This window comes from Mediterranea massiliensis (assembly GCF_900128475.1).
GTDB lineage: Bacteria > Bacteroidota > Bacteroidia > Bacteroidales > Bacteroidaceae > Bacteroides > Bacteroides massiliensis_E.
The window spans coordinates 111227-128429 of record NZ_LT635835.1 but is presented as its reverse complement, the minus strand read 5'-3'; the positions used below and the strand labels follow the sequence as shown (position 1 = coordinate 128429).

18 protein-coding genes and 2 pseudogenes are annotated in these 17203 nt (G+C 51.9%); 15 read left to right on the top strand and 5 right to left on the bottom strand.

The genetic code is table 11. The annotated features are described in order from the left end of the window. Positions 1 to 21 precede the first annotated feature (21 nt). The 7 genes and pseudogenes from BQ7483_RS02875 to BQ7483_RS02845 all read left to right on the top strand — a co-directional run bounded on the left by BQ7483_RS02875 (position 22) and on the right by BQ7483_RS02845 (position 7391). The gene (locus tag BQ7483_RS02875) at positions 22 to 660 is read left to right on the top strand and encodes a thymidylate synthase (protein ID WP_007562465.1); all 639 of its coding nucleotides are present in this window, start codon (positions 22 to 24) and stop codon (positions 658 to 660) included. Then, positions 657 to 1517 (top strand): DNA adenine methylase, encoded by an 861-nt coding sequence (locus BQ7483_RS02870; protein WP_007562461.1) that lies wholly within the window; start codon positions 657 to 659, stop codon positions 1515 to 1517. Before BQ7483_RS02875 ends, BQ7483_RS02870 begins: the two co-directional genes overlap by 4 nt. A gap of 324 nt (positions 1518 to 1841) precedes the next feature. Continuing rightward, on the top strand, positions 1842 to 3245 hold the full coding sequence (locus tag BQ7483_RS02865; protein WP_072544768.1) for an undecaprenyl-phosphate glucose phosphotransferase: 1404 nt from the start codon (positions 1842 to 1844) through the stop codon (positions 3243 to 3245). Between the two features lie 89 nt (positions 3246 to 3334). Continuing rightward, a complete protein-coding gene (locus BQ7483_RS02860; RefSeq protein WP_072544767.1) occupies positions 3335 to 4147 on the top strand; it encodes a polysaccharide biosynthesis/export family protein in 813 nt (270 codons plus the stop codon). 132 nt (positions 4148 to 4279) lie between these two features. Beyond that, positions 4280 to 4597: pseudogene (locus tag BQ7483_RS18365) on the top strand (Wzz/FepE/Etk N-terminal domain-containing protein); the annotation flags it as partial. A 978-nt stretch (positions 4598 to 5575) separates the two neighbouring features. Beyond that, positions 5576 to 6874 (top strand): annotated as a pseudogene (locus BQ7483_RS18360) (polysaccharide biosynthesis tyrosine autokinase); the annotation flags it as partial. After that, positions 6837 to 7391 carry a UpxY family transcription antiterminator gene (locus tag BQ7483_RS02845; RefSeq protein ID WP_072544766.1) on the top strand — a complete coding sequence of 185 codons (555 nt, stop codon included), beginning with the start codon at positions 6837 to 6839 and terminating at the stop codon, positions 7389 to 7391. The pseudogene BQ7483_RS18360 and the gene BQ7483_RS02845, both read left to right, overlap by 38 nt. Here BQ7483_RS02845 and BQ7483_RS02840 read toward each other — a convergent pair. The 3 genes from BQ7483_RS02840 to BQ7483_RS02835 all read right to left on the bottom strand — a co-directional run bounded on the left by BQ7483_RS02840 (position 7363) and on the right by BQ7483_RS02835 (position 8505). Then, a complete protein-coding gene (locus BQ7483_RS02840; protein ID WP_072544765.1) occupies positions 7363 to 7782 on the bottom strand; it encodes an N-acetylmuramoyl-L-alanine amidase in 420 nt (139 codons plus the stop codon). The two genes, BQ7483_RS02845 and BQ7483_RS02840, sit on opposite strands and share 29 nt — an antisense overlap. After that, positions 7779 to 7889, bottom strand: coding sequence for a smalltalk protein (locus tag BQ7483_RS17685; protein ID WP_154673565.1), 111 nt, complete (start codon positions 7887 to 7889; stop codon positions 7779 to 7781). Before BQ7483_RS17685 ends, BQ7483_RS02840 begins: the two co-directional genes overlap by 4 nt. A gap of 106 nt (positions 7890 to 7995) precedes the next feature. Further along, positions 7996 to 8505, bottom strand: coding sequence for an HU family DNA-binding protein (locus tag BQ7483_RS02835; RefSeq protein WP_022019680.1), 510 nt, complete (start codon positions 8503 to 8505; stop codon positions 7996 to 7998). A 742-nt stretch (positions 8506 to 9247) separates the two neighbouring features. Between BQ7483_RS02835 and BQ7483_RS02830 the strand changes: the two genes are divergently transcribed. The 5 genes from BQ7483_RS02830 (at position 9248) to BQ7483_RS02810 (ending at position 12134) form a co-directional block, all read left to right on the top strand. After that, on the top strand, positions 9248 to 10417 hold the full coding sequence (locus tag BQ7483_RS02830) for an IS4 family transposase (protein ID WP_072544383.1): 1170 nt from the start codon (positions 9248 to 9250) through the stop codon (positions 10415 to 10417). Positions 10418 to 10459: 42 nt separating this feature from the next. Beyond that, on the top strand, positions 10460 to 10681 hold the full coding sequence (locus tag BQ7483_RS02825) for a DUF4248 domain-containing protein (RefSeq protein ID WP_072544764.1): 222 nt from the start codon (positions 10460 to 10462) through the stop codon (positions 10679 to 10681). Positions 10682 to 10945: 264 nt separating this feature from the next. After that, positions 10946 to 11350, top strand: coding sequence for a hypothetical protein (locus tag BQ7483_RS02820; RefSeq protein ID WP_072544763.1), 405 nt, complete (start codon positions 10946 to 10948; stop codon positions 11348 to 11350). Then, positions 11347 to 11712 carry a helix-turn-helix domain-containing protein gene (locus BQ7483_RS02815; protein ID WP_072544762.1) on the top strand — a complete coding sequence of 122 codons (366 nt, stop codon included), beginning with the start codon at positions 11347 to 11349 and terminating at the stop codon, positions 11710 to 11712. The genes BQ7483_RS02820 and BQ7483_RS02815 overlap by 4 nt, the downstream gene beginning before the upstream one ends. A gap of 2 nt (positions 11713 to 11714) precedes the next feature. Next, the gene (locus tag BQ7483_RS02810) at positions 11715 to 12134 is read left to right on the top strand and encodes a hypothetical protein (RefSeq protein ID WP_072544761.1); all 420 of its coding nucleotides are present in this window, start codon (positions 11715 to 11717) and stop codon (positions 12132 to 12134) included. Positions 12135 to 12475: 341 nt separating this feature from the next. Here the strand turns inward: BQ7483_RS02810 and BQ7483_RS02805 are convergent, their stop codons facing one another. Together BQ7483_RS02805 and BQ7483_RS02800 are read right to left on the bottom strand one after the other, a co-directional pair. After that, positions 12476 to 14404: a DUF3987 domain-containing protein gene (locus BQ7483_RS02805; protein WP_456085457.1), complete on the bottom strand. Its 1929-nt coding sequence runs from the start codon at positions 14402 to 14404 to the stop codon at positions 12476 to 12478. Positions 14405 to 14945: 541 nt separating this feature from the next. Further along, entirely contained in the window at positions 14946 to 15287 is a 342-nt protein-coding gene (locus tag BQ7483_RS02800; protein WP_072544759.1) for a hypothetical protein, read from the bottom strand. 318 nt (positions 15288 to 15605) lie between these two features. Between BQ7483_RS02800 and BQ7483_RS02795 the strand changes: the two genes are divergently transcribed. Genes BQ7483_RS02795 through BQ7483_RS17680 form a run of 3 tightly spaced genes read left to right on the top strand, consistent with a single transcriptional unit; the run spans position 15606 to position 16841 of the window. Next, complete coding sequence (locus BQ7483_RS02795) at positions 15606 to 16280, top strand: hypothetical protein (protein ID WP_022020685.1); 675 nt, start codon at positions 15606 to 15608, stop codon at positions 16278 to 16280. Next, positions 16277 to 16657: a HipA N-terminal domain-containing protein gene (locus tag BQ7483_RS02790; RefSeq protein WP_022020686.1), complete on the top strand. Its 381-nt coding sequence runs from the start codon at positions 16277 to 16279 to the stop codon at positions 16655 to 16657. The genes BQ7483_RS02795 and BQ7483_RS02790 overlap by 4 nt, the downstream gene beginning before the upstream one ends. A gap of 43 nt (positions 16658 to 16700) precedes the next feature. Next, positions 16701 to 16841, top strand: coding sequence for a hypothetical protein (locus tag BQ7483_RS17680; protein WP_154673564.1), 141 nt, complete (start codon positions 16701 to 16703; stop codon positions 16839 to 16841). Positions 16842 to 17203: the final 362 nt, after the last annotated feature.

Here is a 17203-nt window from a genome sequence, read left to right as displayed (position 1 = left end):
GTACAACCAAAAATAAAGCTCATGAATAAGTATTACCAGACATTAGACAAGATACTCCAAACGGGCAAAATCCAGACCAATAGGAAAGGGCGTATCAAGTATCTATTAAACGAAAGGCTCATGCTAACCCCCGCTGATTTACTTGACATATTTGAAAGCCACGGGATAGCCAGGAAAAAGCTGAAAGAGGAATTGAAACTGTTTATGCAAGGAGTCCGGGATGTGGAAAAATACAAAGAGGCAGGGATTACCTGGTGGGATTATTGCGGCCATACCCTTGTAAACAGCTATCCAACTTACTTTGAAAAGCTTCCACCCCTCATAACCAGGATTAACCGGGAAAAGCGCAACAGCAAGAATTATGTCCTGTTTCTTGGAGAAACCGGGGTGGAAAGCAACCAGGCACCCTGCCTGAGTCTTGTGCAGTTCCAAATTGATGAGGGAGAATTGGTGCTATCTGCATATCAGCGTAGTTCTGATGCGAACCTTGGGCTTCCGGCTGATATTTATCATCTTTATCTGATGGCAAGGCAGGTGGAGCTTCCCCTGAAGTCCATAACCCTTGACCTTGGAAATGTGCATATATATGAAAATAACATTGACCGGACTCTGGAACTGTTATCCGGAGTTGAAAACATTAAATTTGACTTGAACGTATGAAGAATATGAATTTATCTGCACCACTGCCATTTGTAGGCCAAAAAAGAATGTTTGCTAAAGAGTTTATTAAAGTTTTGGAACAGTTCCCTGAAGATACCGTGTTTGTGGACTTGTTTGGCGGTTCCGGACTTCTTTCGCATATAGCCAAAAGAAGCAAGCCCGATGCTACTGTTGTCTACAATGACTTCGACAACTACCGGTTCAGACTGAAAAATATCCCACAGACAAATAAACTGCTTGCCGATATTAGGGAGCTGGTGGGTAATTCGATACCCAAACATAAACCAATTAAAGGGGAACTTAGAGAACGCATTTTTAAACGTATCGAGGAAGAAGAACTAAATGTTGGGTACGTGGATTTTATAACCTTATCATCCTCACTTATGTTCTCCATGAAGTATAAATTGTCTGTAGCCGAAATGCGCAAGGAAGTCCTTTATAACAACATTCGCAAGACCGGTTATCCGGAGTCTTCTGACTACTTAAAAGGGCTTGAAATTGTATCATGCGACTACAAAGCAGTATTCAACCAATATAAGGATGTTCCCGGAGTCGTCTTTTTAATTGATCCGCCTTATCTTTCCACTGATGTTGGTACGTACAATATGTATTGGCGCTTGTCTGATTATTTGGATGTTTTAAAGATACTCGAAAAGCATTCCTTCGTTTATTTCACATCCAATAAATCCTCCATACTTGAACTGTGTGAATGGATTGGAGCAAACAAAACCATTGGCAATCCTTTTGAGGGTTGTACAAAAAAGGAATTCAATGCCCACATGAATTATTCTGCCGAATATACAGACATGATGCTGTATAAGAAACAGGAAAAATTAGTTCATAAAACAGCTGCTTAGCACTGAACAAAGATACAATTTTTCAAGTAGAAGGCCAAACTTTTGAGCCTTATTTTAATGCCGTTATAAAGCCATTTTTTATGAAATTATAAAGCCGAAACAGAGGTCATTACAAAACTTTTGTTTCGGCTTTTTGAGTGTTGCGCGCTTTCCTTTTTTGAACGCTTCGTTTTGTCCTTTTCCCTGAAAATCGAACGCTTCGTTTCGGATTCTGCGGAAATTTGGATTTGCGGATTATAGGAGAATAAAGAGATGCATTGTACAGAAATAGTACCATACGCCCCACACAAACAATAACAAACTAAGCAAAGTAGTCACAAATTTATGAAACAAGGTCTGCAATTCAACAAGCTGCTGAAAGGAGTCATCATCCTGGGCGATCTTTGCCTGATGAATCTTCTTTTTGTCGCCCTCTACTGGATTTTCGACGAGGGGACGCTGGGTGCCTTGTTTGTCCACTCCCTTCCCCAGATTCTGGTGCTGCTCAATCTGGTCTACCTCCTCTGCAACTACAACCACGGCGTCATCCTCTACCACCGCATCGTGCGCCCCGACCACATCGTGCGTCGGGCGGCCCGCAACGTGCTGCTCCATGCCCTGGTGTTCTGCACCCTCTTCAGCCTGGCCGATTTCGGTACCCTGTCGCTCCGTTTCTTCCTGACGTTCTACCTGTTGTTCTTCGTCCTGCTGGCGGCCTACCGCCTGCTGTTCCGCGAGGTCATCAAGCGCTACCGTCGCCGGGGCGGCAACTCCCGCACCGTCGTCCTCATCGGTGCCGACGACAACATGCACGACCTCTACGACGACATTTCCACCGACCCGGCCTACGGTTTGCGCATCAAGGGCTACTTCGCCCCGGCCGTTTCCTCCATCTACCCCGACACCGTCCCCTACCTGGGCAATGTCGGCGACGCCCTTCCCTGGATTCGTCAGAACGGGGTCGAAACCGTGTTCTGCGGCCTCTCGTCCTCCTACGGGAAGCAGATTCTGCCCGTCATCAACTATTGCGAGAACCACTTCATCCATTTCTACAGCGTTCCCAGCATCCGCAACTACCTCAAGCGCCGCATGCACATGATGCTCATCGGCAACACCCCGGTGCTCACCATCCGCCCCGAACCTCTGGCCGACATCCAGAACCGCATCTACAAGCGTTGCTTCGACCTCCTGTTCTCGGGGCTGTTCCTGTGTACCGTCTTCCCGTTTGTCTTCCTCATTGTAGGCACCGCCATCAAGCTCTCGTCGCCCGGTCCGGTCTTTTTCCGGCAGAAGCGTACGGGGCTCAACGGCCGCGAGTTCTGGTGCTACAAGTTCCGCTCCATGCGGGTCAATGCCGATGCCGACCGCCTGCAGGCCACGCTCCACGACCCCCGCAAGACGCGGGTGGGCGAGTTCATCCGCAAGACCAGCATCGACGAGCTGCCCCAGTTCATCAACGTCTTCCTCGGCAACATGTCCATCGTTGGTCCGCGCCCCCACATGCTGAAGCACACCGAGCAATACTCCCGCATCATCGAGAAGTATATGGTGCGCCACCTCGTCAAGCCCGGCATCACCGGCTGGGCCCAGGTCAACGGCTTCCGGGGCGAGACCAGCGAGCTCTGGCAGATGGAAGGCCGCGTCAAGCTCGACATCTGGTACATCGAGCACTGGACTCCCGCGCTCGACCTCTTCATCATCTACAAGACCCTCAAGAATGCCATTCAGGGGGATGAGGAGGCGTATTGAAATCAAATATAAAATATTAAATATCAAATATGAAAGATAAAATGTCAAATATGAAAGATAAATTTTCAATTTTCAATGCTCAATTTTCCATGGACCGATTGAACCGTTTCTGCCAGTCATTCGGATTGCTGGCTGTCGCAACCCTCCTTCTGGCCGCCTGCCGGAGCTACAAGGACGTCCCCTACCTGCAGGACCTCGGTGCCCGGACAACCGTCCTGGCCACGGCCGACAGTCTTTACGACGCCCGCATCCAGCCCAAGGACCTGCTCACCATCGTGGTGAGCTGCCCCGAAGCGCCCGAGCTGGCCGAACCCTTTAACCTCACCGTGGCTACCGTCGTCAGTCAGAACTCCAAAAGTCTTACCAGCCAGCCCGTCCTCCAGCAATACCTGGTGGACAACGCCGGCTGCGTAGACTTCCCCGTGCTGGGCACCATCCGCCTCGGCGGGCTCACCAAGGGCGAGGCCGAGCAGTACATCCGCGAGCGGCTCCGTCCGCAGTTCTCCACGCTCCCCATCGTCACCGTCCGCATGGTCAACTACAAGATTGCCGTCCTGGGCGAGGTCAGCCATCCCGGCACCTTCACCGTCTCCAACGAGAAGGTCAACCTCTTCGAGGCCCTCGCCATGGCGGGCGACATGACCATCTACGGCGTCCGCGACAACGTCCAGCTGGTGCGCGAAGACAGCAACGGTCATCGCCACATCATCCAGCTCAACCTCAACGACCGCAACATCATCCACTCGCCCTACTACTACCTGCAGCAGAACGATGTCCTCTACGTCACGCCCAACGAGACCAAGGCCCGCACCTCGTCCATCAGTTCCAGCACCACCATCTGGTTCTCCGTGATCAGTTCCATCGTCTCGCTCGCCACGCTGATTATTGCGATTACGAAATAAGTTATTAGCGGTTAGTGGTTAACGGTTAGCGGTTAGTATGCTTACCGCTGACCACTGACCGCTAACCGCTAACCACTAACCACTAACCACTAACCGCTGACCACTAACCCCTAACCACTAACCACTATTTTCATGAAAGAAGAACTTTACGACGACCTGTTCGAAGAAAAAGAAGAGAAGACCGACTACAGCGCCCTCCTCTTCCCCTACCTCATCCGCTGGCCCTGGATTGTAGCCGCCGTGGTGGTGTGCCTCGCCCTGGCGTGGGTCTACCTCCACTTTGCCACGCCGGTCTACAACATCAGTACCACCGTCCTCATCAAGGACGACAAGAAGGGTGGCAACGCCGGCGGCGACCTCGCCCTCTTCCAGGACCTGGGCATGCTCAACTCCGCCGGTAGCGTGGACAACGAGATCGAGATCCTCCGCAGCAAGTCCCTGGCCCGCAAGGTGGTGGGCGACCTCGGCCTCCACATCAGCTACCTCCGGCGCGACGGATTCCGCCGCATCGACTACTACGGCCAGTCTCCCTTCCGTGTAGACTACCCCGCCGATGTGGCCGACAGCCTGTCCGCCCCCATCCAGCTTCGGGTTACCCTCCACCCCAACGGTTCCTTCCAGGCCACGGCTACCCAGAACGAAACAACGATCGGCTCCGCCCGCTTCGACAGCCTGCCCGCTGTGCTGCCCACGTCGGCCGGTGCCCTCACCTTCCTGCCCGTTGCGCGCAACTCCTTCCCCCGTGAAGTGACCGAGGTCGATGTCACCGTCAGCTCGCCCACAGCCGTGGCCCGGGGCTATGCCGGCAGTCTCACCGTCGAGCCCACCGGCAAGAACACGTCCGTCGTGACCGTCTCCCTCCCCAATACCAGCCGCCAGCGGGGCGAGGACTTCCTCAACCGGCTCATCGAGAACTACAACCGCGATGCCAACAACGACAAGAACGAAGTGGCCCGCAACACCGCCCGCTTCATCGACGATCGTATCGCCATCATCAACGCCGAGCTGGGCACCACCGAGGCCGAGCTCGAGGAGTTCAAGCGCAGTGCCGGCCTCACCGACCTCAGCAGCGACGCCCAGATGGCCGTGGCCGAGAAGTCCGATTACGAGAAGCAGGTGGTGGCCAACGGCACCCAGCTCAACCTCGTGGACTACCTCATCGACTACCTGTCCCGTCCCGAGAATGCCCACACCGTGCTGCCCGTCAACATTGGCATCAGCAACGAGTCCGTCTCCACCCTGGCCACCGCCTACAACGACCGGCTCATCGAGCGCCAGCGCCTGCTGCGCACCTCGTCCGAGTCCAACCCCGTCATCCGGCGCCTCGACTCCGAGCTGGCCGGCCTGCGCCAGAGTCTGTCCACCAGCCTCCAGAGCGCGCGCANCACCCATCAAGAGGTGTATAGGAGACGGCCCCGGGCCCCCGCCTACACCGACCGGCTCATCGGGCGCCAGCGCCTGCTGCGCACCTCGTCCGAGTCCAACCCCGTCATCCGGCGCCTCGACTCCGAGCTGGCCGGCCTGCGCCAGAGTCTGTCCACCAGCCTCCAGAGCGCGCGCAAGGAGCTGCTCATCACCAAGTCCGACCTCGACCGCCAGGCCAGCCACTACGCCGGCCGCATCAGCAACGCTCCCACCCAGGAGCGCCAGTACGTCAGCATCCAGCGCCAGCAGACCATCAAGGCCGAGCTCTACCTCATGCTCCTCCAGAAGCGCGAGGAAAACAACATCACCCTCGCCGCCACGGCCAACAAGGCCAAGATCATCGACCCCGCCATGGCCGGTGGAGCCATCTCTCCCAAGACCAAAACCGTCTACATGCTGGCTCTTGTGCTGGGTCTGGGCATTCCCGTCGGCATCATCTACATCCTCCAGCTGCTCAGCTTCCGCATCGAGGGCCGGGCCGACGTCGAGCGTCTCACCACCGTCCCCATCGTGGGCGATGTCCCCCTCAGCGACGAGGACCAGGGTGCCGTTGTGGTCCGCGAGAACGAGAACAACCTCATGACCGAGACCTTCCGCAACCTGCGCACCAACCTCCTCTTCCTGCTGGACGGCCCGCAGAAGAACGTCATCCTCGTCACCTCCACCATGAGCGGCGAGGGCAAGACCTTCATTGCCACCAACCTGGCCGTCAGCCTGGCCCTGCTGGGCAAGAAAGTGGTGCTGGTGGGCCTCGACATCCGCAAGCCCGGTCTCAACAAGGTGTTCCACCTCTCCCACCACCACCGCGGCATCACGCAGTTCCTCTCCGCCCCCCAGGACACCTCGCTCGACGAGCTCATCCAGCCCTCGGGCGTCCACCCCAACCTCGACCTGCTGCCCGGCGGCGTGGTGCCTCCCAATCCCACGGAGCTGGTCGCCCGTCCGGCCCTCGACGAAGCCATCCGCCAGCTGCGCAGCCGCTACGACTACGTGGTGCTCGACACCGCCCCCATCGGCATGGTCACCGACACCCAGCTCATCGCCCGCACGGCCGATGTCAGCCTCTATGTCTGCCGCGCCGACTATACCCACAAGAACGACTACCGTCTCATCAACGAGCTGCAGCAGCAGAAGCGCCTGCCCGGCCTGTGCACCGTCGTCAACGGTCTGGACATCACGCAGAAGAAGTACGGCTACTACTACGGCTACGGCAAATACGGCCGCTACTACGGCTATGGCAAGAAGTACGGATATGGTTACGGTTATGGAGTCGATTCCGAGCAGCAGTCCAAAAAGAAATGACGCAGGCACCCGCCAGTGGCTGGTGGCCTACGTCAGGTCCTGCATGGAGAAGAAGACGGCCGAGCGTCTCCGTTCCATGGGCATCGAGTGCTACGTGCCTGTGCAGAGCGAGGTCCGTCAGTGGAGCGACCGCCGCAAGCGGGTCGACCGTCTGGTGCTCCCCATGCTCGTCTTCGTGCATGTCACGCCCCTGGAACGCCCCCTGCCGCTTACCCTGGCCGCCGTGCTGCGCTACATGGTGCTGCGCGGCCAGAACACGCCTGCCGTCATCCCCGACGACCAGATGGAGCGTTTCCGCTTCATGCTCGACTACAGCCCCGAAGCCGTCGGTTTCAGCAACGCCCCCTTTGCCCCGGGTGATCCCGTCCGGGTCATCAAGGGCCCCCTGGCCGGTCTTTCCGGCGAGCTTGTCACCATCGACGGCAAGCGTCAGGTCTTCATCCGCCTCGACCTCCTCGGCTGTGCCCACGTCGAGGTGCCGATCGGCTTCATCGAGAAGGTGCGTCCCGCTGTTTAGTCACCTCGTATCCCGGACACCCCTTCCTCGGATCCAGGTCCCGGTGCCCCACCACCAGCGCCCGTGGGAAGCGTTCCTCCAGCTCCGCCACCAGCCGTTGCAGGCTGTCCTTCTGGGCGGGCGTGCGCGTGTCCGCCACTCGTCCCTGCGCGTCCAGTCCCCCTTCGTAGCAGATGCCGATGCTGTGCCGGTTGTGGTTCCGGCAGTGCGCCCCCACCTGTTCCAGCGGCCGTCCGTCGTGCACCGTTCCGTCGCGGGTGATGTAGTAGTGGTAGCCGATATCCTTGAATCCCCGGTGCCGGATGTGGTCTTCCCGGCATTGTTCAAAGCCAAAGCTCTGCCCCTCGCGGGTGGCAGAGCAATGGATAATGATCAGCGTGATGGTCCTCATCTTCCCACGCACGATGCAATTCCGAAGGCCCCGGCCAATGCCGTTGCCACCGTTACAATAATCTTGAGCACCAGGCTCCACACATTTTTCTTCTTCGTTTCTTCCATTGGAGTTACATTTAAACATTAAAAACTTAGGTAGCGGTAAGTGGTGAGCGGTTAACGGTGATCGGTGAGCATCACTAACCACTAACCGTTAACCACTAACCACTATTTAAAGCGGACTCCCCTCCTGGTCTTCACCCCCCTGGGTACCGCCGCCCGAGCCGCTGCCGCCCGTCGACGTCGTAGTGCCGTCGGCCTGCACCAGTTCGAACACCATGTTGTTGGGAGCACCCTTGGTGGTGGCCAGCGTGTCGTTCACCAGGCGGAAGGCGTTGTCCACGCGGAACTGCACCCTCACCTTGTCGATGTTCTTCACCGTGCAGTCCTTCTCCTCCTCCGTCGCGATGCAGTGAAAGGTCGTGCGAAAGATGCCGAATCCGTCCAGCTTCACCGTGTTTCCGTCCACCAGTTTCTGCTTGATGTTGCGTACGAGGCTCTTGCACACGTGCAGCACGTCCTCGGCCGACATGCCTCCCAGGTCTTCTATCTCCTGGGCCAGCCGTTCCAGGTCATACGTCTTCGCATCGCGGTTCTTCCGTTTCAATGCATATACCATCGGTGACTCCGGGTCACCCAAAAACTTTCTGCGCTGAATGCGCTCTACCAAAGCTGTTGCCATAATAATTGATAATTAATAATTGATAATTAAATTAGCGGTTAATGTTAATTGAAAATTGAGAATTGAAAATTGAAAATTGAGAATTGAAAATTGAAAATGAAATTAGTGCTTAACGGTGAGTGGTTAGCATCATTCTTCATTCTTCATTTAAAATGTTCTTCATTTAACCTTAGCCTCTACAAAGATACCACCTCTCCATCGCCCCATTTCCCCTTCCGTCATCCACCGTCCCCCACCGGCGCGCAATGACACCTTTCCGCACCATATTCCCTCCCCACTTCTTGCACAAGTCGCTAAAAATGAGTAACTTTAAGGCAAAGATTAAATATAAAATATCAAATATGAAATATCAAATATCAAATATGAAATATCAAATATCAAATCATTGCGCAGCTTGGGCCTAATCGGAGGGGCGTAAAGCGGAGGAGTGGCTTTTGCGTCAGGAAAGGCAGGCTGTTTGAGCGTAGCGAGTTCCTGCCTTTTAGCAAAAGGCGCTCCGGAGTAGCCCCGGAGGTTCAGCCCTTGACCTTTTCTTTTGGTATCTTTTCTTTTGCGTCAAGGCAAAAGAAAAGTACAAGACAAATTAAATATAAAATATCAAATATCAGATCACTGCTGTCCGGAGAAGATTCTCCAAAGCAGCTATTATTAATTAATACTCAACTGGTTACGAGGATAATAAAATTTTTCGATTAGAAATCATAGTTTTGCAAGAAGGTATAAACAGCCAATTCTGCAAACTATGAACAAAGGAAAAACAATATTTGCACAGGTTATGTCTCTTATAAACACATACGAATTTAAGAAGTGCGTCAACCGCTATAAGGGTGACAGACACTCCATCAAATTCACTTGCCGTGACCAGTTCATGGTAATGAGCTTTGCCCAGTTCACGGACAGGTCCGGGCTGAGAGACATAGAGACTACACTTAACCTTTGTTCTCCTGATCTTTACCGTTCTGGTATCAAGGTAATGCCCAAATCCACCTTGGCCGAAGCGAACGAAAAGAAGGATTGGCGTATCTATCAGGACTTTGCACAAGTTCTGATACGACAAGCAAAGGAAGCATATAAGGGACAGAAACTTAGACTTGACCTGGATGAAATGGTCTATGCCTTTGACAGCAGCACTATTGAGCTGTGTCTGAAGCTTTGTCCATGGGCTAAGTTTCATCATGAGAGAGGAGCAATCAAGATGCATACCTTGATGGATTTTAGGGGTTCCATCCCGACATTTGTTCATCTGACAGAAGGAGCGGTTCACGATTCCAAAATTATGGATAAGATACCTGTAGAAGCAAACTCCTACTATCTTATGGACAAAGGATATGTCAAGTTTGACTCCTTGTACCAGCATTTTCATCTTAACAATGCCTTTTTTGTAACTAGAGCAAAAGGAAATATGCTTTATAAGGTTATTGATAGTAGAGAGGTAGATCAATCTGCCGGACTTTCCTCTGATGAAACCATCAAATTGACTGGGCCACTTACTTCTCAGAAGTATCCTGATTCTCTTAGACTTGTTGTATATGAAGACTTCAGCACAAATACAGTTTACCGTTTCCTCACCAATAACTTCAAACTTGAGGCATTGACCATTGCCGAGTTGTACAGGGAAAGATGGCAAATTGAGTTGTTCTTCAAATGGATAAAGCAGCATCTGCACATAAAGACATTCTATGGAACCACCCAAAACGCCGTGTACACACAGATATGGATAGCTATCTGTGACTATCTTCTGCTTATCATTGCGAAGAAACATTATATGTTGAACCCAAGTCTTCATTCTATTTCAAATTCTATTGGTCAAGTTCTCTTCAAAAGAGGCGACATCAAAGATATATTTAATCAAACCGACCTCACTGCTAATGTTCCGGAGGGTGATGGTCCTAGGCAGCTTACATTGTGGTAAAGTTTCTCCGGACAGCAGTGATATCAGATATAAAATATAAAAATGGAACCGATTTTTGAAATCCGCAGCTACAGCAAGAGCGAGCTCGCCTCCCTCTACAGCCCCTATACCACCCAGAAAGCCGCCGTCCGCAAGCTCAACCGCTGGATCGCCCTCCAGCCCGGCCTCCCGGAACGCCTCCTCGCCACCGGCATCACCCCCTGTGCCAAGTGCTACACCCCCCTCCAGGTCCGCCTCATTGTCGAGGCCCTCGGCGAACCGTAACCAAACCATGTAGGGACACACCATGGTGTGTCCGCCCCCCACATCCCCGGAACCCGAAACCGGACACACCATGGTGTGTCCCTACACGGCGTTCGTTTACCCTCCGTCATCCCGGCCTTCTATTTTATCATTAACCTTTAAAAGAATTCTTCATTTAATATATTCTTCATTCATCATTTATTTGTACTTTTGTCAAAAATACAGTCATATATTTCTGTATTAATTATGTTAAACCTTAAAATTTAGTTGTAACTAAACTTTTTTATGTCTACCTTTGCCCTTGAAGAAATAGAAGCAGTAAAAGGAAAACAAGCATTTCATAAACTTGTTGTAGACGGAGAATGCCCTTTAGACAAGTTTGAATCAGAAATAGAAGCATGTTATAAATCAGAACTAACGGGTATATACAGCATTATGAACCAAGTTGCCAATTTGAAAAGTGTTCCGCAAAATAAATTTCACTTTTTTGATAAAGCCAAAGGAGAATATCGGGAATTCGAATTCAAAAGCAAGCATCTTCGGATTTATGGTGTGACCCAAACAGATGGAAAAGTCATCATTACAGGGGGCACTAAAGCCACCCAAGCAAAAGATGCCACTTTGTTCCGCAAATTAAAGAAAGACTACATAAACTTCAAACAACTCTCAGATAAAAGCCCAAAACCATGAAACGGGAAGATTTATTGAAGGATCCGGTTTATTGGACAACCAACCTTCAGATGGAACTATACAGACAGATAGAATCGTTCATGCAAAAGCATCAGATGAACCAGAAACAACTGGCCGAATACCTTGGTTGTTCCAAAGGATATGTCTCCCAACTTCTGTCAGGAGACTATGACCACAAGCTGAGCAAATTCGTCGCCCTGTCGCTGGCCATCGGAAAAATACCAGAATTCAACTTTGTAGATGTCGACGAATACATTGAGAACGACAAGCGCCCCTATACCAGTGTCGTTTCCAATGACCACTTTGCGACTTCCCCCAGCCGTGACCAGTTGACTCTCAATAATTATGTAATAGCAGCCTGATTATGCAACCTATCCCATATAAAATCCACCAAATCAAGACATTGCAGTTTGCCATTTTCCCTGAAAAATTCATAAACGGAGAAAAAGTGCAAACGTCTGCCTCTTTTAGTTTCGCCTACAATCCATCCACCAGCAGCATTCGATGTACTGCTACCATTGAGTTCACGCAAAACGAAGAACTTCTCCTGACAACCGAAGTCCAGTGTTTCTTCAGCATTGCCCCCGAAGGCATCGAACAACTGCAACAACAGCAGGAAGTCCCTGTAGGTTTTCTGCAATATATGGGTACCATCACTACGGGTACCGTCCGTGGCATTATCCACGCCAAAACTGAAGGAACCGTCTTGAACTCCATCGTCCTTCCACCGCTCAATCTGACAGAAGCCATTACAGAAGGAATGCGTATAGGACCAGTAAAATAAAACCTCCTCCAGTATCACCCCGCAACGATATGGATCCCGCATCCAGTGCGGGATGACAAAATGAACCCGCAATGACATGGATCCCGCATCAAGTGCGGGATGACAAAAGTTTACCCCGCTCAAACCGTCCCTTTGCCCAGCTTAAATTCTCCCTTTCCCCAGCTTAAACCACCCGTTTACGCTGGGCAAAGCACCCAAATAACGATAGTAAATAGTAAATATTAAATGAAGAATGATACTAACCACTAACCCCTCACCGCTAACCGCTAACCGCTAATTTCATTCTCAATTAACATTCAACGCTCACCGCTCACCCTGCCCCCCTCCCCGACCGATACCGCCTACAGGCGTCTGTAGCGCTTCCCGTCGCGCCCCAGCAGGCCGCGGTCCACCGCCCTTTTGAGCAGTCGGCGCATGGTCGATTCCGGCAGCCCCTGGCGTTCCGCCTCCGCCGCCAGCTCCGAGTAGGTGAACGTCGATGCCATGGACTCCACCACCGGCCTCAGGCGGGCGAACGCCTTCAGCGGTCGCACCTTCTCCTCGTGTCCCGGCAGCGACGAGCTCAGCAGCAGCGCATGCTCCAGCAGCACCGCCGACATCGCCAGTGCCGCGTCCAGGTCCTCGTCCAGGCAGTAGCGGTCGTCCATGGCCCACAGCTCGTCCTCCGCCTTGCGCAGGGCCGTCATCACCGCCGTCATGCGGATGGCTATCAGCCCCATGCGCAGCACCGACGACGCCATGCGCTCACCCCCTTCGGCCACCACCTCCTGCAGCTTGCGGTCGAAGAAGTCCGAGTGCCGCCGCCACTGCTCCGGCGTCAGCCTCATGTCCGTGCGCCGTCCCTTCATCATCTCGTGCATGTGCAGCACGTCCTTGCCCAGCTCCGTGAAGTAGCGTCGCAGGTCCGGCGTGTCCTCCCCTCCGTTGGCCGGGCGCCACACGTACTGCGGCTGCACCTGGTAGAACACGAAGCGGCTGAAGAGTCCGTCCTCCGTGTTGTGCACCAGCGACACCAGCTGCATCGGCGTGCCCGTCATGCAGATGGACAGCATCGGATAGTGGATGAAGATGGGCTTCCCGTCCTGCTTGAACGACGAGCTGATGGGTTCGTGGTGGAAGCAGGCACGCAGCACGTCGTCCTGCCGTCCGTAGTCCTGACCGATGGCCGCCGCCAGCGCGTCGATCTCCGAGGTGTGCAGGATGCCGCTCACCCCACCGTTCGCCGCCAGCTGCCGGTAGAGCATCGACTTCGACGTGTTGGGCGAAATCAGGAAGTACACCCGTTCCGGTTCCTTCTTCGGCCGCGGCTCCGCCTTCTCGCCCTTCCGTCCCTTGCGCATGCGTTCGCTGAAGTCCTCGTTCCACTGCTGCAGCCGTGCCTCGTAGGCCGCCTGCTCCTCCTCGCCCTGGGCCACGTAGCGGTCGTGCAGCGGGTGCGACAGGTAGGACACCTGCGTCACGATGCCCTTGCCCGTGCCCGCCGGTGCCACCACGGCCAGGTAGAAGTGCGGGCGCATGTCGTGGCGGTCGTAGCGGAAGTGCACGTCCGGCAGGCAGGCGCTGAGGTGCACCAGCATGGAGAGCAGCACCATGTCGCGTTCGCGCCGGTCCTGTGCCACCTTCACCCCCTGCTGCAGCAGGCGCGGCAGCGTGTCGAAGATGGCGTCGTCGAAGTGTGGCAACGCCGCCCGCAGCCTTTCATTATTTTCGGACAAGTCCAGCTCCACGTCGCGGTCGTCGCCTCCCGTCGGGGCGCCCGAGGGTGAGCGTTGAGCCTTNTCCGCTTCGCCGGCCTCCGGTTGCCGGGTGCGTGCCGCCTCCCGCCGGTCCTCGTCCGTTTCCAGTCCGCGCCACGCCATCATCCGTGCCCCGTAGTTCACGTACAGCTCCTCGTCGTGAGCCGCGCTGCACAGCCGTCCCACGTTGCGGCACGCCTCGTCCACGCGGCATCCCGTGCGCTGTTCCATCCATCGTCCCACGACGCGGTACGCCCGCAGATACTCCTCCGTGTTCGTCACGTCCACGCGGATCACCGCCTTCACCCCCTGTCCCGAGATGGACGTCCAGGCCAGCACCACGCAGTCCGCCATGCGCAGCCGTTCCAGCAGTTGCGTGCGTGCCGGTCCCACGTCGTCCCAGTCGAACATCATCAGCCCCGTCAGGCGTTTCAGGTCCTTCTCCTGCCTTCCGCCCTCGAAGACCCCTGCCATCGTCGCCGCCGGCAGCGTGCGTTTCACCCGTGCCGCCTCCTCTTCGCGGCCTTCCGTCATCAGCCTCCGGTACTCGTCCGTCAGCCGTTTCACCTCCCCGTTCGTGCGAGTCCATTCCACGAATCGGGCTACTGTCATCTCCATCGGTTCCTTGTCATACAAATTGCGGAACCCCGAAATCATTGTTGTTTCCATTTTTTGTAAAATATTAAATTTGCGGTTAACAGTAAGTAGTTTGCCCCATTTATCATTAACCATTAAAAGAAATCTTCATTCTTAATTCATCATTCTTCATTTAATAAGTTCTTCATCAAATAAATTCTTCATTAGCTTCGCTCAAAACCACTTCTGATTTTTTTCACTAAGGAATAGTCATCATTCTTCATTCATCATTCTTCATTCTTCATTTAATTTGTTCTTCATTTAAATTGTTAACCATTAACACTTTTTCTTTGACAAAGTTCCTTCTTTTTCCCCATTCCCGCAAATCCCTTTCAACGCCTTTCAACCCCGCCATACACCCCTATAGCCCCATTTTTCTTTCGATTTCCCCGTCAAAAATAAATTTCACTTTAGGGATAATCCGTAAATTCGCGCCGTTTTAACTTAAAAACAATGTAATCATGAAAAAAATTTCAAGGTCGAAGTATGGATCGACGGTAAGCCCTTCCATACCCTTCACGGAGAAGTAACCCACGTCCGCAACCGCCGTCTGGCCCTCACCCTGGTGTTCCGCGACCTCCTGCGCGGCCTCTATCCTCCCGGCGACCGTCAGGCCAGCAACGAGGAACTGCGTACCCTCCTCACCCTGCGTACCCTCGCCAACATCCTGGAGCGTCAGTTCCGCCACCAGCAGGCGCTGAAGCGCGGCGAGGATCTGTAACCGGCCCTCCGCCGTCATGCTGAGCGGAACGGAGTGCAGCCGAAGCATCCCACCGTGCATGCCGGCCCCCTACCGGTTACCAAGTCATCCCGGCCTCGAGCCGGGATCCACTCCCCCCCCGCAACGACATGGATCCCGCATCCAGTGCGGGATGACAGGCTCAAAACCACTTCTGATTTTTTTCACTAAGGAATAATCTTCATTCATAATTCTTCATTTAAATTGTTCTTCATTCATCATTCTTCATTCTTCATTTAAAATGTTCTTCATTTAAAATGTTCTTCATTTAACAAGTTTCCCCACCCGAAATTTTGCACTTTTCCCGTCTTGTGCTATCTTTGTTTCAATTTGATGTACTACCAATCAATTACTAAGAAAATGTCTCAAATCCCCCGTCATTCCATACAAAACTTCTCCAATAAAAAGAGCGTTTATGTCAAAGGAGTTCCAATCATCAAAAATTGCAACTACACAACCATACACAATATTTCAGTTACAGGTGATGCCCCTAAAGCCATCATTCGAATACACTATCCCAATCAAAGGCATTATTTTAAGAAAAACAAGCATCGATGGAGTATTTATATTGCCAAAACAGGTCACAAATGGTATCCGATAGAATCCATGACAGAATATCTGTTAAATTTGTTAGGAAAAGATTTCGGCTTGAATATGGCCGAATCATCCATAGCCATGATTGGGGGACAACTTCGTTTCCTCAGTAAGTACTTTCTCACTACCCGATGGGAAGAATTGGTACATGGAGCTGATATATTTGCAGGTTATTTGGGTGACAAAGAATTGGTTGAACAAATCGAGGAGCAACAACTCTCGCGTGACTTATTCACATTGCAATTTGTAGAAAAAGCAATCGATTATCAATTCTATATTTCAAAAACAGAAATAAAAGAATTATTTTTGCCAACAATTTTAGAAAGGATGTTTGCAACTATAGATGTTAATTTCTCTCATTTATTCTGCAAGCAGCGGATTTTGCTAATAAAAGACTGTATTGAATATCGGTATAACGAAATTTGCAAGTTGTTACAATGATGCATAAGATAAGCAAGAAATTTTCATGGTTTATAAATAGTGAAGGGAAAAACAATACTACTGAGGATAAGCCTGTTGACTTTATTTTAAAGTTTGATAAGCTGGAGATTGGTATTTTGTCCTTTACCGATGACACATGGTTTTTCTCTTATTCGGAAGAGTTCAAAAGCCAAAAAGAAATACTGCCATTAGTGAATTTCCCTACTGTCAACAAGGAATATACGTCCAATGAGTTATGGCCATTCTTTGTTTCACGTATTCCAAGTAAAGCCCAATTGCAGTTGTCTAAAGACACAGAAAATCAGGCAATTACTACGCTCCTAAAGATATACGGGCGTAAAACGATAGCCAATCCCTATCAGCTTGTGCCCGTATAATAAATCGTTGTCTCCCGAACGTACAGGAGCATTGCAAGCGATTATGCGAAAGGCAGGAAACATCACCTTGTTCCAAGCTACCTTCCACCCCGACATCCAGTTTCAAGAAATGCCCGTCTTTCACAAGTCCGTTACGGCCAATGGCGAAACGATTGATTTGACCCCTCTGCTGAAACAGCTATAGAATCAATATAGCCTCCTGCCATATCAATTCACCATTACACTTGTCATCCCGAGCCCAGTCGAGGGATCTCATTTTTCATTTTCAATTATCAATTCTCAATTTTCAATTAACGAAATTGGCCACAAAAAAATTCTTCATTCTTCATTCATAATTCTTCATTTAAATTGTTCTTCATTCTTCATTTATTTGTACCTTTGCCCCGTCAAACAAACAAATCCTTGGTTCGTCTCGCCCGAAAGCGTTGGGAGGGGCGAACGCGTAGCGTACCCCAAACGGAGACAACTACAATAATTGAGTTGAAATTTAGGAAAGTGATAAGCACATTTAATACTCCATTCAAAAAGAACATCGTCAATTATATT